This window comes from Bradyrhizobium archetypum, assembly GCF_013114835.1.
Taxonomy (GTDB): Bacteria; Pseudomonadota; Alphaproteobacteria; order Rhizobiales; family Xanthobacteraceae; genus Bradyrhizobium; species Bradyrhizobium archetypum.
The window spans coordinates 155,803-179,396 of sequence record NZ_JAAVLW010000002.1; the positions used below are offsets into that span (position 1 = coordinate 155,803).

Annotated in this window: 19 protein-coding genes; 8 read left to right on the plus strand and 11 right to left on the minus strand. The window is 63.0% G+C overall.

The window, feature by feature from the left end:
- Positions 1–39: 39 nt before the first annotated feature.
- The 3 genes from HCN50_RS05230 to HCN50_RS05240 form a co-directional block, all read right to left on the minus strand.
- A complete protein-coding gene (locus HCN50_RS05230; RefSeq protein ID WP_171708575.1) occupies positions 40–657 on the minus strand; it encodes a DUF1254 domain-containing protein in 618 nt (205 codons plus the stop codon).
- Complete coding sequence (locus HCN50_RS05235; protein WP_171708576.1) at positions 654–1,232, minus strand: DUF1214 domain-containing protein; 579 nt, start codon at positions 1,230–1,232, stop codon at positions 654–656. The genes HCN50_RS05230 and HCN50_RS05235 overlap by 4 nt, the downstream gene beginning before the upstream one ends.
- A gap of 152 nt (positions 1,233–1,384) precedes the next feature.
- The gene (locus tag HCN50_RS05240) at positions 1,385–3,673 is read right to left on the minus strand and encodes a transglycosylase domain-containing protein (RefSeq protein WP_171708577.1); all 2,289 of its coding nucleotides are present in this window, start codon (positions 3,671–3,673) and stop codon (positions 1,385–1,387) included.
- A 444-nt stretch (positions 3,674–4,117) separates the two neighbouring features.
- Between HCN50_RS05240 and HCN50_RS05245 the strand changes: the two genes are divergently transcribed.
- A complete protein-coding gene (locus tag HCN50_RS05245) occupies positions 4,118–4,633 on the plus strand; it encodes a YcgN family cysteine cluster protein (protein WP_171708578.1) in 516 nt (171 codons plus the stop codon).
- Positions 4,634–4,819: 186 nt separating this feature from the next.
- Positions 4,820–6,394 (plus strand): MDR family MFS transporter, encoded by a 1,575-nt coding sequence (locus HCN50_RS05250; protein ID WP_171708579.1) that lies wholly within the window; start codon positions 4,820–4,822, stop codon positions 6,392–6,394.
- A 14-nt stretch (positions 6,395–6,408) separates the two neighbouring features.
- On the opposite strand, the gene HCN50_RS05255 is transcribed toward HCN50_RS05250, so the two are convergent.
- From HCN50_RS05255 to HCN50_RS05275, 5 genes are all read right to left on the minus strand, one after another.
- The gene (locus HCN50_RS05255; RefSeq protein WP_171708580.1) at positions 6,409–7,656 is read right to left on the minus strand and encodes an adenylate/guanylate cyclase domain-containing protein; all 1,248 of its coding nucleotides are present in this window, start codon (positions 7,654–7,656) and stop codon (positions 6,409–6,411) included.
- On the minus strand, positions 7,653–8,042 hold the full coding sequence (locus tag HCN50_RS05260; protein ID WP_171708581.1) for a response regulator: 390 nt from the start codon (positions 8,040–8,042) through the stop codon (positions 7,653–7,655). The genes HCN50_RS05255 and HCN50_RS05260 overlap by 4 nt, the downstream gene beginning before the upstream one ends.
- A gap of 2 nt (positions 8,043–8,044) precedes the next feature.
- On the minus strand, positions 8,045–12,229 hold the full coding sequence (locus tag HCN50_RS05265) for a GAF domain-containing protein (protein ID WP_210264790.1): 4,185 nt from the start codon (positions 12,227–12,229) through the stop codon (positions 8,045–8,047).
- A 148-nt stretch (positions 12,230–12,377) separates the two neighbouring features.
- Entirely contained in the window at positions 12,378–13,091 is a 714-nt protein-coding gene (locus HCN50_RS05270) for a type 1 glutamine amidotransferase (protein ID WP_171708582.1), read from the minus strand.
- Between the two features lie 29 nt (positions 13,092–13,120).
- On the minus strand, positions 13,121–14,755 hold the full coding sequence (locus tag HCN50_RS05275; protein WP_171708583.1) for a thiamine pyrophosphate-requiring protein: 1,635 nt from the start codon (positions 14,753–14,755) through the stop codon (positions 13,121–13,123).
- Between the two features lie 363 nt (positions 14,756–15,118).
- Here HCN50_RS05275 and HCN50_RS05280 point away from each other — a divergent pair, with 363 nt between their 5' ends.
- Entirely contained in the window at positions 15,119–16,711 is a 1,593-nt protein-coding gene (locus tag HCN50_RS05280; RefSeq protein WP_171708584.1) for a porin, read from the plus strand.
- A 438-nt stretch (positions 16,712–17,149) separates the two neighbouring features.
- A complete protein-coding gene (locus HCN50_RS05285) occupies positions 17,150–17,314 on the plus strand; it encodes a Flp family type IVb pilin (RefSeq protein WP_171708585.1) in 165 nt (54 codons plus the stop codon).
- A 34-nt stretch (positions 17,315–17,348) separates the two neighbouring features.
- Here HCN50_RS05285 and HCN50_RS05290 read toward each other — a convergent pair whose 3' ends face one another.
- A complete protein-coding gene (locus HCN50_RS05290) occupies positions 17,349–17,585 on the minus strand; it encodes a hypothetical protein (protein ID WP_171708586.1) in 237 nt (78 codons plus the stop codon).
- 40 nt (positions 17,586–17,625) lie between these two features.
- Positions 17,626–18,591 carry a non-homologous end joining protein Ku gene (ku, locus tag HCN50_RS05295; protein WP_171708587.1) on the minus strand — a complete coding sequence of 322 codons (966 nt, stop codon included), beginning with the start codon at positions 18,589–18,591 and terminating at the stop codon, positions 17,626–17,628.
- A gap of 251 nt (positions 18,592–18,842) precedes the next feature.
- On the opposite strand from ku, the gene HCN50_RS05300 reads away from it, so the two are divergent.
- The 4 genes from HCN50_RS05300 to HCN50_RS05315 all read left to right on the plus strand — a co-directional run bounded on the left by HCN50_RS05300 (position 18,843) and on the right by HCN50_RS05315 (position 22,961).
- The gene (locus tag HCN50_RS05300; protein WP_171708588.1) at positions 18,843–18,995 is read left to right on the plus strand and encodes a hypothetical protein; all 153 of its coding nucleotides are present in this window, start codon (positions 18,843–18,845) and stop codon (positions 18,993–18,995) included.
- Positions 18,996–19,250: 255 nt separating this feature from the next.
- On the plus strand, positions 19,251–19,922 hold the full coding sequence (locus HCN50_RS05305; RefSeq protein ID WP_171708589.1) for a response regulator transcription factor: 672 nt from the start codon (positions 19,251–19,253) through the stop codon (positions 19,920–19,922).
- 98 nt (positions 19,923–20,020) lie between these two features.
- A complete protein-coding gene (locus HCN50_RS05310) occupies positions 20,021–21,394 on the plus strand; it encodes a sensor histidine kinase (RefSeq protein WP_171708590.1) in 1,374 nt (457 codons plus the stop codon).
- 160 nt (positions 21,395–21,554) lie between these two features.
- Positions 21,555–22,961 carry a hypothetical protein gene (locus HCN50_RS05315; RefSeq protein ID WP_171708591.1) on the plus strand — a complete coding sequence of 469 codons (1,407 nt, stop codon included), beginning with the start codon at positions 21,555–21,557 and terminating at the stop codon, positions 22,959–22,961.
- Between the two features lie 25 nt (positions 22,962–22,986).
- Here HCN50_RS05315 and mntR read toward each other — a convergent pair whose 3' ends face one another.
- Positions 22,987–23,517: a manganese-binding transcriptional regulator MntR gene (gene mntR / locus HCN50_RS05320; protein WP_171708592.1), complete on the minus strand. Its 531-nt coding sequence runs from the start codon at positions 23,515–23,517 to the stop codon at positions 22,987–22,989.
- Between the last annotated feature and the right edge of the window lie 77 nt (positions 23,518–23,594).

Here is a 23,594-nt window from a genome sequence, read left to right on the forward strand (position 1 = left end):
AAGGCAGACTTTTCGTGTCGGCCCACAGCAGCCCGTAATTCAGCGCTTGCCCTTCGAGGCAGGCGTGGGGGCCGGCGCAGGCGGCGGCTCGGGCTGCTTGGCCGGCGGCGGCTCGGTCTCCACGGTGCAGCGCGACGCGGCGAGCGAGGCCTGCGCCTGCGGCATCAGGCCGGGCTCCGGGGCGAGGGCCTTCAGCACGATCAGGCCGGTCGTGCTGGGGGAGTCGATGATCAGCCGGTCGGCGGCGGTGACTTCCTCGTCCTCCGGCAGCGCGGAATGCTGCTCTTCCGTCATCAGGTCGAGCTCGATCACCTTGCGGCCGGCCGAGCGGTCGTTGATGGCGTAGTAGGCGACCTCGTTGCGGGTGTAGAACGACACCGAGGTATAGGCTTGGCTGACCGGCACCGTCAGCTTGAGCGGGCCGCCGGAGAGATCATAGCGGCAGATCGCGACCGCGAAGGCCGGGTCCATGAACGGCATCGGCGCATTGTTCGGCTCTGGGAGCGGCAGCGCCGTGACGGCGTTCTCCTTGGTCATCGGCGTCAGCCGCGAATAGGCGTCTTGCGTCGCGATGCGCGGCAGCGCCAGCACGCTGACGAGATGCACCACGCCGCCCAGCAGCACGCCCGCGATGATGGTGAAGGCCAGCCGGATCATGGGCAGTTCACCGTGGTGATGGCGGGCATCGGCGCGTCGCGCTGCGTCCGCGTCGCGACGCCCACCGGCGTATCATAGAGCCGCAGCATCAGCGTGTACCGCTCGATGCCGCCGGTCGGCAGCCAGTTGCCGGCGCGGGAGCGCGCCGCGACGCGGATCTCGAATGCGCCATCGGAGCCGCGCACGATCTCCTGGCTGGTGAAGCCGTAGCGCTGCAGCGAATTGGCAACCAGGTGTCCTTTGCGGTCGAACAGCGTCAGCGTCCAGAACCGGGCCGCCGGCGTCACCCCGCTGACGACCACGTCACAGCGCCCGTCGAGCGGTTTCTTCTTGTCATCGGTAGTGGCGGTGAAGGCGATGCCGTCGCCGGTGCCGATCGGCAATTCGCCGCTGCGGGCGATCGAGGCGCGCGAATAGGGATCGATCTCGGAAGAGCCGGCCTTGGGCCGGGCGGTCCAGGCGCCGATCGTGAGCGTGCCGAGATCAGTGCCGCGCGTCGACGTCACATAGGTCGAGCCGAGGCCGACGGCCGCGGCAAGCGCCAACGCCAGCAGGGTGATGAAGATCAGCCGCACGGGCCGGTGCTCCGCAATCTCACGGCATCAGATTCCGGTTGAACCGGCTTCATTCGAAACCTGAAGCGTTTCGGTTCGCCTGAGCAAGTCAGGGCGGACGCTTCGCATCTGTTCCGAAGAGCACCGGTTAACATTCTGCCGGATCATGCCTTTTAATTCTTCCGCTGGGCCGGCGGCGCAGCCTGTTCGCCAGCGGCCGCGACATGGTTCTCCGGAAAAGCCAGCGCGCCTGATGTGACCGGCTTGGCGGGCTGCTTCTGGTCGTTGGACGAGGTCTTGCCCGCGGCCTTGCCGGCCTCGTCGAGCAGTCGCTCGACACGCACCAGAATATCCGCGCCACGCTTGGTCAATACCGGCGGCGGTCCCGGCTTGGTCTCCAACACCCGCGCCGCGCCGGCGCCTGCGACGTTGGCGGGCTGCGCGGGCTGCGGCAGTTTCGTGCCCATGCCGATGCCGGGGATTTCCTTCACCTCGACGCCTTGGTGCGCGACCACCATGATGTCGTGCCAGGTCTGCGCCGGCAGCGAACCGCCGGTCATGCGGTTGGTCGGCGAATAGTCGTCATTGCCGTACCAGACCGCGCAGGTGAAGTTGCCGGTATAGCCGACGAACCAGGCGTCGCGGTAGGCATTGGTGGTGCCGGTCTTGCCCGCGGTCGGAATGCCGTCGAGCGCGGCGCGGCGGGCGGTGCCTTCGCTGACGACATGGCTCATCATCTCCGCCATGTCGGCGGCGACGGAGGCCGGAATCGCCTGCACCGGCTTCTTGCCGTCGCGATCGAAGCGCCAAACCAGGTCGCCGGCGCCGGTGCGCACTTCCAGCACCGCGTGAGGTTTCGGCGCCTTGCCCTTGTTCGGGAAAGTCGCATAAGCGACCGCGTGTTCGAGCACGGTAACTTCGTCGGAGCCGATCGGCATCGACGGCGTATCCGGTAGCGGGGCGGTGAGGCCGAAGCGGCGTGCCACCTCGGTAATCTTCGCACGGCCGGCCTTGGCGGGGTTCGGCGATTTGCCGCCGAGCGCAATCGACAGCTTCACCGGCACGACGTTGATCGAGCGGGTGATCGCCTGAGTCAGCGTCACCGAGCCGGAATAGGAATGGCCATAGTTCTGCGGGCACCAGTTGCCGATGCAGACCGGGCCGTCGACCACGATCGAGGTCGGCTTGTACCCGTTCAGAAGCGCCGTGGTGTAGACGTAGGGCTTGAACGAGGAACCCGGCTGCCGGTAGGCGTCGGTCGCGCGGTTGAACTGGCTCGCGCCATAGTCCCGTCCGCCCACCATGGCTCGGACGCCGCCATCGAGGTCGGCCACGACCACCGATGCCTGGGTCGCGTGATAATCGCGGCCGAACTGGCGGAGCTGGTTCTCGACCGTATCCTCGGCGGCGCGCTGCACGTTCATGTCGATCGCGGTGCGGACCACGAAGACGCGCTCGGTATAGGATTTCGGGAACGTATCGACCAGCTTGCGCATCTCGTCGAAGGCGTAGTCGAGATAGTAGTTCGGTGAGTTCTCGTCGCGGCGGTCGACGGCAACCGCCGGGTTGCGGCGGGCACCAAACACCTGGCCCTCGGTCATGAAGCCGGCATCGACGAGGTTATCGAGCACGACGTTGGCGCGGGCGCGGGCGGCGGGCAGGTTGATGTGCGGAGCGTACTTGGTCGGCGCCTTGAACAGGCCGGCGAGCATGGCGGATTCCGCCAGATTGACGTCGCGCGCCGACTTGTTGAAGTAGAAATGCGCCGCGCCGTCGACGCCGAAGGTGCCGCCGCCCATATAGGCGCGATCGAGATAGAGCTTCAGGATTTCGTTCTTGGTCAGCCGCGTCTCGAGCCAGATCGCTAGGAACGCTTCCTTCACCTTGCGCTCGATGGTGCGCTCGTTGTTGAGGAACAGGTTCTTTGCGAGCTGCTGGGTAATCGACGAACCGCCCTGGCGGACGCCGCCGGCCTGCGCGTTGGTGACGAGCGCGCGCGCCAGGCCTGGAAAGTCGATGCCGAAATGATCGTAGAAGCGGCGGTCTTCGGTGGCGAGCGTCGCCTTAATCAGGTTATCGGGAAAGTCTTCGAGCGGAATCGAATCGTTGTGCTTGATGCCGCGGCTGCCGATCGGATTGCCGTAGCGGTCCAGGAACGACACCGCGAGATCCGATTTCTTCAGCCAGTCGTCGTCAGCTGTTTCGCGAAACGCCGGGATAGCCAGTGCCAGCATCATGATCAGGCCGCCGAGCCCGAGCGTAGCAGCCTCCGAAAACGGCTCGATGAAGACCCAGCGCTTCCAGCGGCCGACATAGAATCGGTCCATGAAGGTGGAGTAGCGCTCGTACAGCTCGCGCAGGCCCTTGCCCGACGAGAACAGGGTCGAGTCGATGCGCGCGTCCAGATCCAGAAAGAAGTTCCGGATCTTCTGCTTCAAATCTGGAGGTACGATCTGGCGCACTAGTGCCCGTTTTCCGCAGTTCGTAGTACTTTGCCGCGCCCCTTGTACGAACTTCGGAAAACAAAGGGCACTAGCAAAATTGAGATTCTAGTGCCGCTGTCGATTTGGAGTTCCTGACGGTGCTGCCGCGGGCGGTACAGGAACTTCAAATCGGCGGCACTAGTACCTTGGTCGGTTCGAAACGCTCGCGCGCGCCCGGCCGGGCGCTGTCGAGACGTCTTGATTGATGTTGCGGCAAACCCAAGGCGCTTTTAGGACGCTTGGGGACTCGCAATTGTTCTATCCGAGCGGGGACTATAAACCAATGCTCTCGCTCACTATTTTGGTGGTCAGCCCTAACGCGTTCTAGGCCGTTTGCGCCCGTCCTCGGCCCGCTTGCGCCCTGGTTGGCGGACCCCCTAGAAGGGCTGCAGGCCGAACGTGACCCGGAAACCATCGGATTTTATGACCGCACCGTCCAAGCGAGCTTCCGGCCAGGAGGGATTCTTCTGGAAAACCAAGACGTTGGAGGAGATGTCCAACGCCGAATGGGAAAGCCTGTGCGACGGCTGCGCGCGCTGCTGCCTCGAAAAGCTCGAAGACGAGGATACCGGCAAGATCTACTTCACCCATGTTTCCTGCAAGCTGCTCGATTCGGGGCTGTGCGCCTGCAAGGACTACCCGAACCGTTCCGACAAGGTGCCGGATTGCGTTCGCCTCACGCCCGAGAACGTCCGCACCCTCAACTGGCTGCCGCCGAGTTGCGGCTACAAGCTGGTTGCGGAGGGCCGCGATCTCTATTGGTGGCACCCGCTGATTTCCGGCGACCCCAACACCGTGCATGAAGCCGGCGTATCCGTGCGCGGCCGGGTGCAAGGCACCGAGGACGAGATTCCCGATGACGATCTCGAAGACCACATCGTGCAATGGCCGGCGCTGTTGCCAAAGCGGGCGCGCCTGAAAAAGCGGCCCAAGGTCTGAGCGTCAATCGCTGAACTCTCGCGTTGCTTCGGCTGTGAGCGACCACACAGATGCGATGGCGCCTCCTGCGGGATGCACCCATGCGCGCAAACGTCTGCCGCAGGAGCAATTTGCCCTCTAAGGTGCTGGCCATATGGCGATTCCATCTCAGCGGCGTTGGCCGCGCAGAACAATATTACGTCCGACATGAACAAGCACCAACGGCAGGGCGGTGAACCTGCCGACCAGACGACATTGCCCGACGACATCGGCGAAGAACTCTCGCGCATCACGACTGAGGTGATCGATGTCAGCGACGCGCCGCCGATCGCGCCGCCCGCGCCGCTGAGCCAGGATGAGGTCCGCACCATCCTGATGAGCCTCTTGCTCACGATGTTCCTGGCGGCCCTCGACCAGACCATCGTGGCGACGGCGCTGCCGACGATCGGCCGCCAGTTCAACGACGTCGGCAGCCTGTCCTGGGTCATTACGGCCTATCTTCTGGCTTCGACCGCGGTTGCGCCGGTGTTCGGCACGCTGAGCGACATCTACGGCCGCCGCGTCATGATCACCGTCTCGCTTGCCCTGTTCACGCTGGGCTCGATTCTCTGCGCGGTGGCGCCAAACATGCCGGTATTGATCGTGGCGCGGGGCCTGCAGGGGCTCGGCGGCGGCGGCATCATGCCGGTTGTGCAGACCGTGATATCCGACGTCGTCAGCCCGCGCGAGCGTGGCAAGTATCAGGCCTATTTCAGTGGCGTCTGGATGGCGGCAGGCCTGATGGGGCCCGTGCTCGGCGGCGTGTTCGCCGAGCATCTGCACTGGTCGATGATCTTCTGGATCAACGTTCCGCTCGCGGTCGGGGCGCTGTTTCTGCTGCTGCCCAAGATGGGTAAGATCCCGGTGTTCCACCGCAGGCGCAAGGTCGACTGGCTCGGCGGGCTGTTGCTGATGGCTTCTGCCGTCGTGGTCATGCTGGTGCTCACCTGGGGCGGAAACCGTTACCCTTGGCTGTCGCCGGCGATCATGGCGATGATCGGCGCCTCCGTGGCGCTGGCGCTTGCCTTCGTCTGGCATGCGCGCAATGCCGAAGAGCCGTTCCTGCCGCTGCCGCTGTTGGGCGGAACGGTCGTACCCTACGCTATGGTCGCCGGTGGCTGCGCTCTCGGCGCGATCACGGGACTGACTGTGCATCTGCCGCTCTATTACGAGGTCGTCTATCATTTGACGGCAAGCGAGGCGGGGCTGGCGCTGATCCCGCTCGCCGCGATCTCCACCTGCGGTGCGGCGATCGCCGGACGGACCATGGCACGCGCCAAGCACTACAAGCGCGTAGCGGTCGTGGGAACCTCGGCGGCGACGATCTTCGGTACGGTGCTGACCGTCACGACGCTGCCGCTGTGGGCATTGCTGGTCGTTCTGTCGCTGTTCGCGCTCGGGCTCGGCACCACATTCCCGGTCAGCGTGGTTTCGCTGCAGAACTCGGTGGCGCGTCCGCAGATCGGCACCGTCACGGGGGCGATGAACTTCTTCCGTGCGCTGATGTCGTCGTTCACGGTTGCCGCCTTCAGCGCAATCCTCCTGATGGCGCTGGGCGCAGGCATCTCGCTCGGCGAACACCGGGGACAGGCAAATGCGATACCGGTGTCCGACATGGTCACCGCGTTCCATTACGTGTTCGGCGCCGCCACCGCGCTGCTGGCCTGCGCCGCGCTGTGCATCGTCCTTATGGAGGAGCGGCCACTGGCCGGCCCGTCGACACCGGCCGAGATGGCGGAGTAGGGCGATCTGGCGGCCTACTCAAGCTGTATGCGGACACCCTTCGCGCCGTTGAGGAGCCGCTTTAGATGAAAGTTGGCCAGAGGATCCTCGGCGTGCGAGCCCACGAGGGCGGCAAAGGCCGGCATTGCATTCGCATCGCCGGGCTCAAGCTTGGCGAAAGCGTCGCCATACTGCGAGGTCGCCGGAGCCCCGAAACTCGATGCCGATAAGGGCTCGTAGGCACGCAATGGTTCGCTGCGCCCACGCAGCACGAGATCGCCGACCGGTCGGCCCATGAAATTCTCCACTGCGTTTACAACTGTCGCGCTGACGCAGATCCGGGTGCCGAGAAACTTGTTCGCCACTTCAAGCCGGGCCGCCGTGTTGATGGTGTCGCCGTAAGCAGTGTAGTCAAAGAAGCGGCTGCCCCCGAAATTGCCGACCAGTGCAGGACCGGCGTGAACGCCGATGCGGGTGGCGCCGAAATTCACATCTCTCGCCCTCCATCGTTCGCGAAACGCCTCCCCCCAAGCATCGAGCTCCCGCGCACAGGCAACTGCGCGCGTCGCATAGTCGGGCTGGTCGCTGGGCGCATTGAACAGTACTTCGATCGCATCGCCGATCACCTTTGCCACGGTCCCCTCATGCGCGAAGACAACATCGGTCATTCCGGCCACATATTCGTTAAGTAGCTCCCCAAGGAGTTCAGGCGCGGCAGCCTCCACGAGCGAGGTGAAGCCGGTTATGTCGGTGAAGATGACCGCAACGTCACGCCAGGTTACCTCCGTGCTGTCGCCCACGCTGGCCGCAAGCCGCTTGGCGAGCGCGGGCGAGAAATAGCGGGAGAGCGAAGCATGGGCGCGCTCGGCTTCCGCCTGACGGCGACGTGCCTGGCGCAGCGTTTCTATGTGCCGCAGGGTCTTGTCGATCGTCACTTCGAGATCGGCGAAGTCGATCGGCTTGGTCACGAAGTCGAATGCGCCGCGATTCATCGCGGTGCGGATGTTGCTCATGTCGCTGTAAGCCGACACGATGATGGTCGATTTCTTGTCCTCGGCTTCTTGCAGCTTGGCGAGCAGCGACAGGCCGTCCATTCGTGGCATGTTGATATCGGAGACCACCAAGTCGACGTGCGGATGCTCTTCCAGCGACTGCAACGCCTCTAGCCCATCACGCGCAAACATGAAACTGACCAAACCCTCGCGAACCTGCCGTCGGAATTTCTGAAGGATCAATGCCTCCAGATCCGGCTCATCATCGACCACGAGGATGGTTGCGGTCATGCGGCTTGCTCGAGTCTGGCATCGATCTCCTGACGCAGCGTCACGAAATCGATCGGTTTTGTCAGAAGGTCAGTCGCGCCGCTCTCGAGCGCCTTGCGCCTGGTATCGGCATCGCCATAGGCCGTAATCATGATGACCGGCACATCCGGCCGCATTTCCTTGACCTTCGGCAGCATTTCCAGTCCGGTCATGCCAGGCATGTTGATGTCGGACAGGATCAGAATCAGCGAATGCTCGATGGGAGAGCCAACGCGTGCCAGCGCATCCGGCGCGGAAGTGGCGAAGTCCATAACGAATCGCTGCGCGCGCAGGTCGCGGCGGAATTGCTGGCGGAACAACGCTTCGATGTCGGGTTCATCATCCACAACCAGAACCAGAACACTCACGGCTATCCTCTGGATTTCTCTGCAAAATTGCTTTGTCGCGGCAACACGATGCGGAATTCTGTGAAATGGCCTTGTTCAGTATCCGCGTCAATGGTGCCGCCATGTTGTTTCACGATGATGTCGTGGCTCATCGATAGGCCCAACCCGGTCCCTTCGCCGGCCGGCTTGGTGGTGAAGAACGGGTTGAACATCTTCTCCTTTACCTCGGGCGGAATGCCGGTACCGTTGTCGCGGATGCGGATTTCGACAGCATCGCCCAGGTTCTTCGTGCTCGCCCGCAGCGTCGGCTCGAAGCCGGGTTCGCCGCTTTCCTTTCGGCGCTTGGTGACGGCATAGAACCCGTTCGAGACGAGATTGAGGAGGACGCGGGTGATCTCCTGCGGGAATAGGTCGATCTGGCCGGCGGCCGGATCGAAATCGCGCTCGAGTGTGACGTTGAAGCCCGGCTTCTCGGCGCGGGCGCCGTGATAGGCGAGGTTGAGGCTCTCGTCGACCAGCGCATTGATGTCGGATGGTCGATGCTCGCCGCCGCCTTCGCGCGAATGCAAGAGCATGTTCTTGACGATGGAATCGGCGCGCTTGCCGTGCTGCACGACTTTTTCGAGATTGCCCTTCAAGAGTTCCGTAAGCTCATCCACTTCGGCACGGATCTTCTCGCCCACCTGGGCTTGCCCGAGCGCCTCTTGCAACTCCTCGGTCAACTCGGCTGACACGGCGGCGAAATTGTTGACGAAATTGAGCGGGTTCTTGATCTCATGCGCGACGCCCGCGGTGAGCTGGCCGAGCGAAGCGAGTTTTTCGGTCTGCACCAGGCGGTCCTGCGCGGTGCGGAGGTCGTCGAGGGATTTGGAGAGCTCGCGGGTACGCTGGCGCAGTTCGTTGAGCAGGCGCGCATTCTCGATGGCGATCACGGCCTGGGCAGCAAAGTTCTGCACCAATGCGATCTGCTTTTCGGTGAACGGGCGGACCTCCTGACGGTAGATGCCGATGGTTCCGACGAGGTGATCCTCCTTGAGCATGGGCACCTGCAGCAGCGTGCGGGCGCCTCCGAGCTCCGCAACGGCGATCATGCCCGGAAAGCCCTCGAGATATGCCTCATGCTGCAGGACATCATGGACGTGAACCGGCTGCTTCGTGCTCGCGACGCGGCCCAGCGGAAGCTTGGGGTCGATGCGGATCGGATTCTGCGCAAGAAATTCGCTGAAGGCGGGAGGCAAATTCCACGTGCCGACTCCACGAAATTGATCGCCCTCCAGCAGGCGCATCATCGCAAATTTCGCCTCGCACAGGCGCACGGCGTTTTCCAGCATGGCCTGGAACACCGGCTCTAGTTCGCCGGGGGAAGCGCTGATCACCCTGAGTACGTCCGCGGTCGCGGTCTGCTGCTGCAGTGATTCCTCGAGATCACGCGTCTTGGCCTGCACCTCCTCGAACAGCCGGACATTGCCGATGGCGATCACGGCCTGATCGGCAAAGGTCTGCAGCAGGCTGATCTGCTTGTCGGTGAACGGCTGCACCTCCGTGCGCCTGAGCAGGATTGCGCCGATGCTCTCGTTCTCGCGCAGCATGGGCACGCTCAAAATGCTGCGAATTCCCTCGCTGTGCGACAATTCCCGGGCTTCCGGAAACTCGGCGCCTTCTTCCGAAAACACGTCGCCCACATGTATCGGCATCCGGTCAACAATCGAGCGGCCGGCGACATAGCCCCGGTTGATGGCGCGTTTCTCGCCAAAAATGACGGGTATTGGCCCATGATGTGCTTCATAAGTAAGGTGATCGCCTTCTTTCATGTACACGATGGCATCATTGGCGTCGCAAAGTTCGCAGGCACTCTCAACAATTGCGTTGAGCACCGGCCCGACGTCGGTTGGTGATGACGCGATGACCTTGAGAATATTGGCGCTGCCGGTCTGGTAGGTGAGGGACTCGGAAAGCTCGCGCGTCCTAGCCTGGACTTCATCAAATAGGCGCACATTCTCAATGGCAATGACCGCCTGGTCGGCGAAGGTCGTGACCAGCTCGATCTGCTTCTCGCTGAAGGGCCGGACAGTACGGCGTGTGAGCACGATGGCCCCGACCGGACTTCCTTCACGTAGCAGCGGCACGCCGAGAAAGGAGCGGGGATTGCCGCTGAGCTCCTGGCCCTCGAATTCATAGTCGGGATCGTCAAGTATGTCGGCGATATGGACTATGTTGCCGCCGAGCAATGTCCGGCCGGTGATTGTGCGCTTGTCCGGCACAACCGGGAGATCCTTCACGTAGTCGGTGAATTCGGATGGGAGACCATAGGAACCAGCCCTGAAATACACCTCGCCGGCCTTGCGGGTGATTGCGGCCATATCGGCTTCGCAGAGGCGCGCCGCCGATTCCACCAGCGTGTCGAGCACAGTCTGTAAATCGAATGCCGAACGGCTGATCACCTTGAGCACCTCGGCTGTCGCCGTCTGCTGTTGCAGGGCCTCGGAGAGCTCGTCCGTGCGCGCTTTCACTTGGTTGAACAGCCCGACATTCTTGATCGCGATCACGGCCTGGTCGGCGAACATCTGCAGTAGGCGGGTATTCTGTTCGCCGAACGGGCCGGTCGCGACGCGGGTGACCGTGATGATGCCGACGGCCTCGCCGTTATTCATCATCGGCGCGAACAGCATGCTGCGATAGCCGCGCGCTCGCGCGATATCCCGCGCTGCCGGCTCGAGATCAGTATCGGGCAGTTCCGCCGGCACGCCTTCGCGTGTCAGGTGGTAGGGCGGAAACTCGTCCAGCGGAACCGGGAAGGAGGCTTGCAGGACGGCATCGCCGGCCGGGTCGGTCGGCGTAAACGCAGCCAGCTGGATCTTGCCATCCATGTAGCGGAACAAAGCGGCTGAGAAGCCGCCGATCAGGCGGTTGGCGCGGTCGGCGATAGCATCAAACACCGGCTGCACGTCTGAGGGCGAGGAGGCGATGGCTTTCAGGATGTCGGCGGTGGCGGTCTGCCTTTCCAGTGCCTCGCGGGTCTCATTGAACAGCCGGGCGTTCTCGATCGCGATCACCGCCTGGTCGGCGAAGGTCTGCAGCAGCTGAACGTGATGCGGCACGAACGCGCCAGGTTGCTCGCGCGTCACGCTGATCATGCCGACCGGAGTGCCGCGGTTCATCAGTGGCGTGAACAGCACGCTGCGGAAGCCGCGCAGGCGGGCCAACTCACGGTTCGCGTCGGGCACCTCTTCGGCTTCGGTATCGGAAAACTGGATGGTCTCGCCGTTGCGAACCAGTGCAAAGGTCGGGAATTCCGCGAGCTTGCGCGGGAAGGAGGCTCTCAACGCTTTATCAGCTTCGGGACTGGTTGGCGTATAGGCGACCAGATGAAGCTCGTCGTCGACAAAATGCAGCACCGTGGTCGAGAACCCGCCCAGCAAACGCTTGGCGCTTTCGGCGATGGCTTCGAATACCGGCTGTACGTCGGAGGGCGAGGAGGCGATCACCTTCAGGATGTCGGCGGTTGCCGTCTGCCGCTCCAGCGATTCGCGGGTGTCGTTGACCAGCCGCGCGTTCTGGATTGCAATGACTGCCTGGTCGGCGAAACTGTTCAGCAGTTCGCACTCCCTGTCCGTAAACGGCACCATGGAAGTGCGGCCCACGAAGATCGTGCCGATTGCCTTGTCTTCCCAGAGCATGGGTGCGATGGCCATCGAATAGTTTTGCCCGATCCTGCGAGCAGTCTCGCGCAGGTCGATCGGCACGTCCGGATCGTTCTGGACGTCGTCAGAACGCACCAGCCGTCGCTCGCGAATCGCAAGCGCGCTTGCGGTTCCTTCAACCGGAATTGGAAACCGCTCGCGCGCGGCCTCGGCGCTTGCGCCACGCGTGGCCGCAATCCGCAGCAGGCCGTCCTCATCGGTGAGAAAGATCAGGCTCTCCTCGCCGTCAAAGAGATGCTTGATGCTGGAGAGGATGCTTTCGAATACCGGTTTGGTATCGGCCACCGAACTGCTGATGACACTGAGGATGCCGGCGGAAGCCTTCTGCTGCTCACGCGCGAGGTTCAGTTCCCGGCGCAGATTCGCATTCTCGATTTCGAGCTCGACCTGGCGCGCCTTCGCCTCGTCGCGTTCGGCACGGGTAGATTCGAGGCGCGACTCCATCTCTGCGATGGCTGATTCCAGCTCACCGATCGCGACCGACATGCTCTCGGGAAGCGTCGCCATTCAACGATCCGTTGCGTCCGGGCGCGGGCAGGGCCAATTCGGCCGTCTCGCCGCGGTTCCAGTCGGATTATTTCATCCCGGAAGCGTTAGAGCCAGCGCAGATGGAGGCCTAAAGGCAGCCTTTTCTCGCACGGTCGCCCGTCTCACGTCACCTTGATCGCGTGAGGAAGCGCGTGATCACGCCCCCGAGCCGGTCGTTTTCCATCGGCTCGGCGAGCGAGGTCTTTGCGGCTGCGACGAGGCTGTCAGGTGCATGGCCTTTGGCGTGCGCGATCTCGCAGCAGGCCAGGGCGAAGCCGACGGAAAACTCCGGATGTGGCTGCACCGAGAACGTGCTGCCGCCGGCGTAGAGCAGACCGGCATAGGGCGTGAAGTCCGAGGACAGGATGGTCGTGGCGCCGGGCGGCGGCGCGATGACTTGATCCTGATGCGAGCACGCAAGCGCGATATGCGTGCCCTCGATCAGGCCGTTGCCCGGCATCACGGTGTAGACGTGCCGCCCGATGCCCCAGCCTTTCTCGGACTTGCGCACTGAGCCGCCCAGCGCTTGCGCGATCAATTGATGGCCGAAGCAGACGCCGACGATCGGCACCTTGTTCTCGTGGACCGCGCGCACGAATTGCTCGAGCGGAGCGATCCACTCGAGCCCGTCATAAACGCCGGCCGAGGAGCCGGTGATGAGGATCGCCTCCAGCCTTTCGACATCCGGAAGCGGCTCGCCGGCAGGAATGCTGACGGTGTTGAAGGTGACGGTGGTGTCGGCGGCGCCGATCATCCGCTCGAACATCTGCGGATAGGATCCGTGGAGTTCGCGATTTCTGAGGCTGACGAGCCCGGTTTCGATGATGGTAACGCGCGGCATTGGTGGCTGTCTGGTCGGTTGTTTCTGCCTCAGGTCCCCGGCCGCGACACCTCGGTCTCCTTGCTGGTGATGAACTCCAGCAGCACGGGTACGCCTTCCTGCGTCTTGGCAATGCCGCGCTTGATGGCGGGAATGATATCTTCCGGCTTCGTCACCCGCTCGCCATAGCCGCCGAAGGCGCGCGCCATCGCGGCGTAATCGCCGGAGATATCGGTCGAGCGGTATTTCTCGGTCGAGATTGGCATCACCTTGAGTTCGATCGCCATCGAAAAATTGTTCAACAGGATCGACATGATTGGGATGCGCTCGCGCACAGCCGTTTCGAAGTCCATGCCGGTGAAGCCGATCGCGGCATCGCCCCAGACGTTGATGCAGAGCTTGTCGGGCTTGGCAAGTTTGGCGCCCATCGCGAGCCCGAGGCCGTACCCGAGCTGCGTGGTCTTGCCCCAGCCGATATAGGAGAGCGGTTCGACTGATTTCCAGAACGGAGAGAGCTGGTCGCGCGGGCTGCCGGCATCGTGGGTGATGATGGTATTGTTGATGTCGACGGTGTGCTGCAGATCCCATAGCACGCGATAGGGGTTCAGCGGCGCCTCGTTATGCGTGAGCTTCGGCATCCATTTCGCCAGCCACTCCTTGTGGGAGGCGGCGATCTCGGCGGCAACGGCGCTGGCGTCGCGATCCGCCGTGACGCTCCTGCCGATTTCTTCCAATAGTGCGTCGAGCACGAGTCCGGCATCGCCGACCAGACCGACTTTCGCCTCGACGTCCTTGTTGAGGTGATTCGGGTCGAGCGTCGAATGAATCACGGTCTTGCCCTTCGGCATGGCGATGCCGAACGAAGTCTCGGTGAAGGAACAGCCGATGCCGAAGATCACGTCGGCTTCACCCAGGAATTTCGGGACCGCGCGCGGCACGGCGAGACCGCCCGAACCCAGCGATAAGGGATGCGTTTCCGGAAAGGACGACTTGCCGCCGAGGCTCGTCGTAACAGGGATGGCGAGACGCTCGGCCAGCCGTCTGAGCTGCGGCCAGGCCCTGGCATAGTGCACGCCTTGGCCGGCATAGATCACCGGGCGCTTCGCAGCGACGAGGAGGTCGGCGGCTTCCTTCACATGCACGGGATCCGCGCCGTAGCGCGTGCGCAGCACCGGCGTGTAGTTCAAGGGCTCCGGCACTTCCTCGTTCCACATGTCGGCGGGGATTTCGACGATCACCGGCCCGCCGCGGCCGTTTTTCAACTTGGTGAAGGCTCTGCGGAAGATATTGCAGACCTCGGCCGCGATGTTGATCGGCTCGGACGATTTCGAAAACGCCTTCATCGCCTGGCTGGAGTTGAAATTCGGGTCGATATTGGCGAGCCGGCGCGCATAGCCCATCGGCAGCACCAGCACGGGCACGGATTCGCCGTAGCATTGGGCCACGCCGCCCATCGCGTTCTCGGCGCCGGGCCCATGCTGCATGCAAAACGCGCCGATCGATCGGCCCGAGGTGACGCGGGAGATCGCGTCCGCCATGTGAATGCCGATGCGTTCCTGGCGCACCATCACCGGGCGGATGTCGGCATTGGCGGCATATTCGATGAGATGATTGACCGGATAGCCGCAGAGGATTTCGATCCCCTCCCGCTTCATGATTTCCGCGATGGCAGCGCCGAGCTTCATGACGGTCTCTCCCCCTGGATGGCAGGCCGGTTCGGTCCGGCCGATTTGAGGCAGTTGGAGCAGGATTTTACTGCGCGGTAAAGCGCGTGCGGCGCGTGGCTGCGGAAGTGCTGATATGCGTTTCGCCGCATGAGAGATTCATTCAAATACCCGGAAGCAAACCCGCGAAGAATGTTCTTGCTGCCAACGCCTCAAACGAGAGGTGAAAGTAGGCCGTTTGCATCGACCCCACGCGATTGCGTTGCGAAAACATCACAGCCGCGACCCAAGTGAAACGGCATCACGGGCTTGTCATTCACAGTAAGGATTTTTGTATTACCTGTGCAGCATGCAACTGCATGAATCGCGGGACAGGAGACTTAAATGATTACGGCGCGGACACTCATTCTCAGCTCGGCGGCAGGCCTGATGGCCCTGAGCGGCGCACAGGCGGCCGACCTTCCGGTCAAGGCCAAGGCAGTCGAATATGTGAGGATCTGTTCGCTTTACGGCGCCGGCTTCTTCTACATCCCGGGCACCGACACCTGCATCAAGCTTGGCGGTTATCTGCGTGCGGACGTCACCTTCAACGGCGGCGCCCATGGCGCGCCGGCCTGGAATAGCGACCTCGGCCAGCAGAATCGCTACCGCGATTACTTCGTCGCCCGCTCCCGTATGGCGCTGACGGTCGATACCCGTACCGCGACCGAGTACGGCGTGGTTCGCACCTTCGGCCAGGCTGACATCCAGTTCAACAATTTCGGCAGCTCCAACCCGACGACGCTTTCCGCGTTCCCGGGCGGCATCGCTAACTCGCTATCCCAGGCCGGTGGCGGTTACGTCGCGACCGAATTTCTCTTCATTCAGTTCGCCGGCTTCACCTTCGGTAAGTCCGCATCCGCCTATGCCACGCCGTGGCAGGGTTTCCCGGGCAACATCAACTCCTCCTTGCTCGGTGGTCAGAACACCGATACCGGCGTCAACAACATCCAGTACACCGCCCAGTTCGGCAACGGCGTGTCGGCCTCGATTGGTCTCGACGACCCGACCGTGTGGGATCGCACCGCTGTCTACAACCTTGGCATACCGAGCGCGATCGGCGCCAACGGTACCGGATCGAACGCCTATGCCGGTACGCACGCGCCCGACATCGTGGGCAACATCCGGATCGATCAGGCCTGGGGTCTGCTGCAGTTCTCGGCCGCTGCGCATGAAGTGAGCGGCTCGTACAACACGCTCGGCGCCGGCGGCGTCCCGACGGCGGGCTCTGAAATCAGCGGCCATCCCGAGTCCAAGTGGGGCGGCGCGGTGATGGCGGCGTTGCAGATCAAGAACATTCCGACCGGTGCGGGCGACGACATTAAGATCGACGCCTCTTACGCCAAGGGTGCCACCAAGTACGTCATCGCCACCAGCGGCACCTCACCGAGCTTCGCCATGTTCGGCGATAGCGGCTTCGCCTATCAGAGCGTCGGCTTCGGCGCGACCACCGACGGCGTCTATATGCCCGGCGCAGGCGGTACCGGAGGTCTCGTCCTGACCACGTCCTGGGGTGTCCGAGGCGCGTTCAATCACAACTGGAACCCGTACTGGTCGACCAGCCTGTTCGGCAGCTATTCTGCCGTCAGGTATGATGGTGGCGCGAACGACAACCTGCTCGGTGCGGGGACCTCGACGGCCAAGGGCGCTTACTGCGCCGCTTTCAACGCCAGCCACCCGGGTCAGGCGTTGGTCGGGAATGCGGCGGGCAACTATACTTGTAACCCCGACTTCAACGTCTCGCAGCTCGGCGTCGTTACCCGCTGGACCCCGGTCAAGAACCTGACCTTCTCGGGCGAAGTCCAGTGGTTCCATCTCGACCAGAAGATGTCGGGCTCTTCGATATTTACGGCGACTGCGCCGAAGCCGAACGCGCTGTACGAGTTCAAGGATCAGGATACGGTCCTGCTGCAGTTCCGCGCCCAGCGTAACTTCTAAGGAAGGATTCGAGGGATCGGGCCATGGCCCGGTCCCTTGTTCAACGCCCGAGGCGGGCAACGTAACTATCTCGCATCGCTGCGGCGGCGGAGCATCGCCGCCATCAGGCCGACTATGTGATCAACGATGCGGTGCTTCGCGGCCGCCGATAGGCGATGCGCTGCTCCTCGGTCTCCTCGTGCGGGAGGCCGATGTAATTCCTTCCCTAACGCGCTTTTGCGCGGTCATGCGCGATCACTCGGCAAGCCGCCGGACGACGATGGAGGACCATGCGCAATCGATGGTAAATTTTCTGTGCTGTACGATTCCGGGGCGCAATTCCTTGTTCGCCTTAATCAATCGTTCAGTCTGTTCCTCAAGGCCGCTTCAACCGTTCCCACCTAGAGTCTAACAGATATGGCGCGGGAGAATTTCGGGGGGGTCGACAGGAGTTTGTCTATGCGTCGATTACTTGCACGATTTGTCGACGATGAGCGCGGTGCTACCGCCATCGAATATTGCATGATTGCGGCCGGCATCAGCATCATGATCGTCACCGCCGTCAACGGCATTGGCAGCGCGCTCAGCACGAAATTCAACGAGGTCGGAACCTCGCTGAAATAGCAGGGGAGAAGCTGGCGGCTATTGAAGCCGGCAGCTAGTCTTCTTTCCGGTCCGCATTGAGTGCCCGCAGCATCGCAATCCGCGCGAACATCAGCCAACCACCGCCGGTTTCCGCCGCGTTGATCAGATTTTCCACCGCGACCTGCCAGTGCGCCTCGTGCTGCACTTTCTCCGGCAACGCCATCACATAGTCGGCGGCCTGCTGCAGCGTGGCGAGCTTGCGGCCACCGCGAAGCGGTATTGGGTTATCAAACGAGCTCGACCACGGCATCGCGCGCTAGATGGTGCTATCTATCGCGCTCCTTGCCCGGTCATCCGGCCTTCTTGGTGCGGGCGGCTGTGCGCACCGGTTTTTCCGCCTTCTTCGGCGCTTCCTTTGCCGTCTCCTTGCCGGCGCGCTTGCCGCTGCCGCTGATCGGCAACAGCATTTCGCGCTGGCCGGTGGCGGCCTTCTTGGGTTTTTTGCCCTTGGTTTTGGCGGCGGCAGGGGCGGCTTGCGTTTCGCTGGCGAGGCTGCGCTTGAGCGCGTCCATCAGGTTGATGACGTTGCCGGTAGTCTTGGGGGCCGCCTTGGCCTTGGTGCTCAGGCCATTGCGTTTCTGGTTGATCAGGTCGATCAGCGCCTGCTCGTAGCGGTCCTCGAACTGCTCGGGTTCGAATGATGCCGATTTCTGTTCGACGATATGCTTTGCCAGATCAAGCATATCCTTGGTGATCTTCACGTCCTGGATGTCTTCGAAATATTCCGTTTCGCTGCGGACCTCGTAAGGATAGCGCAGCAGCGTTCCCATCAGCCCCTTGTCGAGCGGCTCCAGCGCGATGATGTGCTCGCGGTTGGTCAGCACCACGCGTCCGATCGCAACCTTATCCATGCTGCGGATGGTTTCGCGGATCACCGCAAACGCATCGTGGCCGACCTTGCCATCCGGCACGAGGTAATACGGACGGATCAGATAGCGGCCGTCGATATCGGATTTCGGAACGAATTCGTCGATCTCGATGGTGCGGGTTGATTCCAGCGCGATGTCGTCGAGTTCGTCCTTCGACACCTCGATGTAGGTATCGGTGTCGATCTTGTAGCCTTTCATGATGTCTTCGTTGGCGACTTCCTCGCCCGTCTCGGCGTCGACCTTGGCGTATTTGATGCGATGGCCGGTCTTGCGGTTGATCTGGTTGAAGGAGACCTTCTCGGTGTCCGACGTCGCCGGATAAAGGGCGACCGGACAGGTCACCAGCGACAGGCGCAGAAAACCCTTCCAATTGGCGCGGGGGGCCATGGGCTACTCCAGAAAACGCAACAGACAACCGCCAAGGATACCACCGGATCGCTCCACCTCAAACACGGCCGGATGGGGAATCGCGGAACGGCGTTAATCCGGACCGTGACGCGCAGCCTGCCTGCGACCTCTTAGGAACGCCATAGCCGCACCTCAAGGGCGCGGAACATCATCTCCGATCAGGCGTTGCTTGGACAGGCGGTGTCGAAGCATTCGCTGGCATTTACAGGCACTTACTCGAAGAGGTCACCATGGCAACGCAACGACATGGCCAGATCGTCGAAACCCCGAACGAGGCGCGCCAGGCCGAACCAGGCCCGTCGGTGCTCGCGCTCCTGTCGGTTTCGACCGGGCTTGCGATTCTAATCCTGGGTATCGTCTGGTTCATATTCTTCCGTACCTGACAGATTGAGCGGGCGGCATGATCGGGCTTGCCGGTCCGCCGCGGACAGGATTTCTTCCGAGTGGTCGGCCCGAGCAGTCCGCCGCGCCTTTTTGGCGTTGTATCGTGCGTGCTAGGCCGTCGACCCACGATTTTGGTCGCGGACCGCATATGACGAAAAAGTAACCCTGTGCCGTGTGGCTCGTTCATGGCCCGTTCACGCGGTCCACCCTCATCTTGAGATCTGATATCGTAGGGCTCATTTTTGGAGGCCAGCTTGCGCCTGCTTGTCGTTGAGGACGATCCGGATCTCAACCGTCAGCTTACGACGGCTCTGACGGATGCCGGCTATGTGGTCGATCGCGCGTTCGATGGCGAGGAGGGGCATTACCTCGGTGACAGCGAACCATATGATGCCGTCGTGCTCGACATCGGGCTGCCCAAGATGGACGGTATCTCGGTCCTGGAGGCTTGGCGCCGCAACGGCCGCGCCATGCCGGTCCTGATCCTCACCGCGCGCGACCGCTGGAGCGACAAGGTGCAGGGCTTCGACGCCGGCGCCGACGATTATGTCGCAAAGCCCTTTCACCTCGAAGAGGTGCTGGCGCGAATTCGCGCGTTGCTGCGCCGCTCCACCGGCCATGCCCAGTCGGAACTGACCTGCGGCCCGGTCTCGCTGGATACACGCACCGGCCGCGTCAGCGTCTCCGGCAACCCGATCAAGATGACGTCGCACGAATACCGGCTGTTGGCCTATCTGATGCATCACACCGGCCGCGTGGTGTCGCGCACCGAACTGGTCGAGCATCTCTATGACCAGGACTTCGATCGCGACTCCAATACCATCGAGGTATTCGTCGGCCGTATCCGCAAGAAGCTCGACGTCGACATTATCCAGACCGTGCGCGGCCTCGGCTATCTCTTGACGCCGCCATCGCCCGGCACCTGATGAGCCTTGCTCTTTTATTCGAGCATGATCTTATCCGAAAACAGGCCTCGATCCGTCGGATCGGAGCCTGGGGATATGCTTTTCGGGATCTTGCTCTGATGCGCGGAAGCTCGCTCGCCACGCGGTTGTTCCTGTCGGCGACCGCGTGGGTGGTCGTGATCCTCTTGATCACCGGCGTGATCCTGTCGTCGGTCTACCGCAACGCGACCGAGCGCGCCTTCGATCGCCGTCTCAACCTCTATCTCCGCACCCTGATCGCTGAGGTCGCGACCCCGGACGAGCCGCCGGATCACCAGTTCCAGTCGCTCGGCGAGCCGCTGTTCGAATTGCCGCTGTCCGGCTGGTACTGGCAGATCGTCCGCACCGATGAGAAGGCCGAGACCAAGGCGTCGCGTTCGCTGTGGGACAAGAAGCTGCCGAAAATGGAAGATCAGGGCGCCGAGCTGACGGCCGCCGGCATCCGCCTCGGCTATATCGATGGCCCTGAAGGCCAAAGCCTGCGGGTGGTCGAGCGGCCGATCGATCTCGGCGCCGACGGCAAATTTCTGGTCAGTGTGGCGGGCGATGCATCCGAGATTTTCGATGAAATCCGCGCCTTTGACTATTATCTCGGCGGCACTTTCGCGGCGCTCGGTATCGTGCTGCTCCTGACCACGATCTTCCAGGTCCGTTTCGGGCTGGCGCCGCTCAAGCGGATTTCGGAATCGATCGCCGACATCCGCTCCGGCCGAGCCGAACGGCTCGAAGGCGAGTTTCCCGTCGAGATCGCGCCCCTGGCGCGCGAGACCAACGCGTTGATCGATGCCAACCGTGAGATCGTCGAGCGCGCGCGCACCCATGTCGGCAATCTGGCGCACGCGATCAAGACGCCACTCTCCGTCATCGTCAACGAGGCATCGGCCAACGCGGTAAATCCCTTCGCCAGCAAGGTCCTGGAGCAAGCCGATGTGATGCGGAATCAAGTCGCCCATCACCTTGAGCGCGCGCGCATTGCCGCGCGCGTCACCATTGTCGCCACCGTCACCGAAGTCGCGCCGGCGATCGAGGCGCTGCGGCGAACCATGGAAAAGATCCACCGGGACCGCGGCATCACCATCGTGCTGAAGGCCGATCCGTCGGCAAGGTTCCGCGGCGAGCGCCAGGACCTGGAGGAAATGGCCGGCAATCTGGTCGACAATGCGTGCAAATGGGCGGCCTCGCAGGTCTTGATCGAGGTGCTGGTCGAACGGCCGGCGCAGCCGGGTATCGGACCGCGGCTTCGGATCGTCGTCGATGACGACGGTCGCGGACTGTCCGCCGCCGAGCGCGCGCAAGTCTCCCGGCGCGGCCAGCGGCTGGATGAATCCAAACCGGGGTCCGGGCTCGGGCTTTCGATCGTGGTCGATCTCGCCGCCCTCTATGGCGGCAGCCTCGTCCTCGGCGACGCGCCGATCGGCGGGCTGCGGGCGGAATTGGTGCTGCCGGGAATCTGAACGCCACGGCGGTACCTCAGGTTGACGGCAGCGGCCAGCCAGACACCCGGGATCGATTTCGTTATTCCTAAACGCCTTCTTAACGCGCGCACTTCTAAGATCGGCGTGCGGACGTCCCTGCCGTCCGCATGCATGACACACCTATATCCACACCAGGCGAATGAGCCAGACATCGACCGAGCGGCTGAGGGAATATCTCGCCCAGCTCCCACCCCAATCACAGGCGCTGCTGATGCGCGAGTTCGAGCGTGCCATCGAGCGCGGGGAGGACGTCGCCGTCGCCAATTTCGTGCTCGAACAGCTTCGTCAGGTCGTGCGCGGCACCGAGGAAGACGATGAGACGCGCCCGCGGACCGACGATCCGGCGCGCCTGCTATTCCGTCCGCTCGAGCCTTTTCTGGTCGAAAGCAATTTTCCGATCCGGGCCGGGCAGATCAGGCGCACCTCACTGCTGCCGGTCTGGCAGTGGCTTGGCCGCGACGGCGCGTCCCAGGCGGCAGCGGCATTCGAGGCTGCGCTCGCCGCCATCAGGCAGAGCGGCTCGACCGCAGGTCTGGAAGCCGCCACCCGCAAATTCCAGCTCGCCGCGGCCGAGGCCATCGTCCAGGTCGCAACGCCGGTGCAGGGCGACGACAGGCAACGCGTGCTCTCCCGAATCGGTCCGCCCAACGTCGTCGAGGATTTGCTGTCGATCGGCGCGGTGCTGCGGGCCCGTGAGGCGATGGAGACGCTCGGCAGCCGGCTTCCCGGCCAGATCAGGGCGCTGACGCCCTCCCAGCTCGAGATGGTGATTTCAGCTCTTAACGTCCCGTCGTTGCAGACACCGCAATTGCTGCCGTTCGCGCTGTCGCTGATCATGCAGCGGCTGGCGTCGCCGTGGCAGATCATCCGTCTTGCGATCAAGATGGCGGCGTCCGACGACGAAATTCGCGTCGCCGCGACGCCCTATGGCATCGCCGTCACAATCGCGCTGCACGATCTCTCGTTCCTCACCGCCTGCCTGCGCACGGACATCAGGCGCAGCCATTTCGATAATGTCGGTGACCAGCTAAAAGCCTTGCACGATGGCGTGCGCGGGCTGCGCACCGAGCTCGATCTGCGCAACGATTCCGCGTGGGGCCGCCAGCTCACATCGATCCGCGCCGATATTTCCAATTCGCTGCAGTCGGAAATCGAGAGCGTGCCCGGCCGGGTCCGCCGCATCCTGCGTCAGCGCGCCGACAAGGATATCGCTTCAGCGCCCAAGATCGATGCCGTGGAGGTCGAGGAAATCGCCGGGCTGATCGACTTCGTGGCGGTGTGCCGTACCTATGCCAGCGAACTCGCCATCAACGAGGTGACGCTGCGCACCTATTCCGACCTGCAGCATTACGTCGAGCATTCCACCGAGAGCCTGGTGCAGGCGCTGCGCGGCGGCGATGCCAAGGCGCGTGCCTACCGGCAGATGCAGGCCAAGGCGGCGATCCGGTTCTGCGAAATCCTGTTCGGCCACGACTATGCATCGCTGATGAGCCGCGCCGCCGAAAATGCCGTCACCGGCGAGCGCAAAAAGACGCGGGCGAGCTAGACCGGCCTCGTTCGGCCGGCGCGTATCACGCCTTGCGCCGGTCCTTGGCGTCCCGAATAAATTCGGCGAAGGCTTTCAGCGTCACATCTGAAACATGGTGTTCGATGCCCTCGGCATCGGCCTCCGCTGCTTCCTGGGGAACGCCGAGGGCCAGCAAAACATCCACCACCAGCCGGTGACGCGCACGGACGCGCTTGGCGAGAGTCTCGCCCTTTTCAGTCAGGAACACCCCGCGATAGGGGCGGGCCGTCACCAAATCTTCGCGCTTCAATCGCGCAATGGTGTCGATCGCCGTCGGGTGCGACACGCCCAGCCTGCGCGCGATGTCGGTAGGCCGTGCCTCGCCGGTAGTTCCGAGCAGATCGGAGATCAGCTCGACATAATCTTCCAGAACCGCGGTCGAGCGCGCTGATCTCGCCTTGCCAAAGCGGCGCGCCTGCGTCTGCTCCGCGGGCAGCGGCTGCATCGGTTTGGCCCGATCTGTTGAGGGCTTACGCAACTCCACACCTTCCCGGCGAATCCATCGAGCGAGACCATGGCGTGCTGCCGACCACATTGCAAGTTGGCGGCTTGTCGCCGATCTGCAACAGGCCGGCGCTCGCACTTTGCGACTCGTTCGCATCATCTTGACAG

Coding starts and splice junctions, on each gene's coding strand:
- HCN50_RS05270 (WP_171708582.1), bottom strand. CDS start 13,091: ATGCCGCGCGTTACCATCATCGAAACCGGGCTCGTCAGCCTCAGAAAT.
- HCN50_RS05265 (WP_210264790.1), bottom strand. CDS start 12,229: ATGGCGACGCTTCCCGAGAGCATGTCGGTCGCGATCGGTGAGCTGGAA.
- HCN50_RS05300 (WP_171708588.1), top strand. CDS start 18,843: ATGGCAACGCAACGACATGGCCAGATCGTCGAAACCCCGAACGAGGCG.
- HCN50_RS05290 (WP_171708586.1), bottom strand. CDS start 17,585: ATGCCGTGGTCGAGCTCGTTTGATAACCCAATACCGCTTCGCGGTGGC.
- HCN50_RS05250 (WP_171708579.1), top strand. CDS start 4,820: ATGAACAAGCACCAACGGCAGGGCGGTGAACCTGCCGACCAGACGACA.
- HCN50_RS05315 (WP_171708591.1), top strand. CDS start 21,555: ATGAGCCAGACATCGACCGAGCGGCTGAGGGAATATCTCGCCCAGCTC.
- HCN50_RS05230 (WP_171708575.1), bottom strand. CDS start 657: ATGATCCGGCTGGCCTTCACCATCATCGCGGGCGTGCTGCTGGGCGGC.
- HCN50_RS05255 (WP_171708580.1), bottom strand. CDS start 7,656: ATGACCGCAACCATCCTCGTGGTCGATGATGAGCCGGATCTGGAGGCA.
- HCN50_RS05280 (WP_171708584.1), top strand. CDS start 15,119: ATGATTACGGCGCGGACACTCATTCTCAGCTCGGCGGCAGGCCTGATG.
- HCN50_RS05285 (WP_171708585.1), top strand. CDS start 17,150: ATGCGTCGATTACTTGCACGATTTGTCGACGATGAGCGCGGTGCTACC.
- HCN50_RS05275 (WP_171708583.1), bottom strand. CDS start 14,755: ATGAAGCTCGGCGCTGCCATCGCGGAAATCATGAAGCGGGAGGGGATC.
- mntR (WP_171708592.1), bottom strand. CDS start 23,517: ATGTGGTCGGCAGCACGCCATGGTCTCGCTCGATGGATTCGCCGGGAA.
- HCN50_RS05310 (WP_171708590.1), top strand. CDS start 20,021: ATGCGCGGAAGCTCGCTCGCCACGCGGTTGTTCCTGTCGGCGACCGCG.
- ku (WP_171708587.1), bottom strand. CDS start 18,591: ATGGCCCCCCGCGCCAATTGGAAGGGTTTTCTGCGCCTGTCGCTGGTG.
- HCN50_RS05245 (WP_171708578.1), top strand. CDS start 4,118: ATGACCGCACCGTCCAAGCGAGCTTCCGGCCAGGAGGGATTCTTCTGG.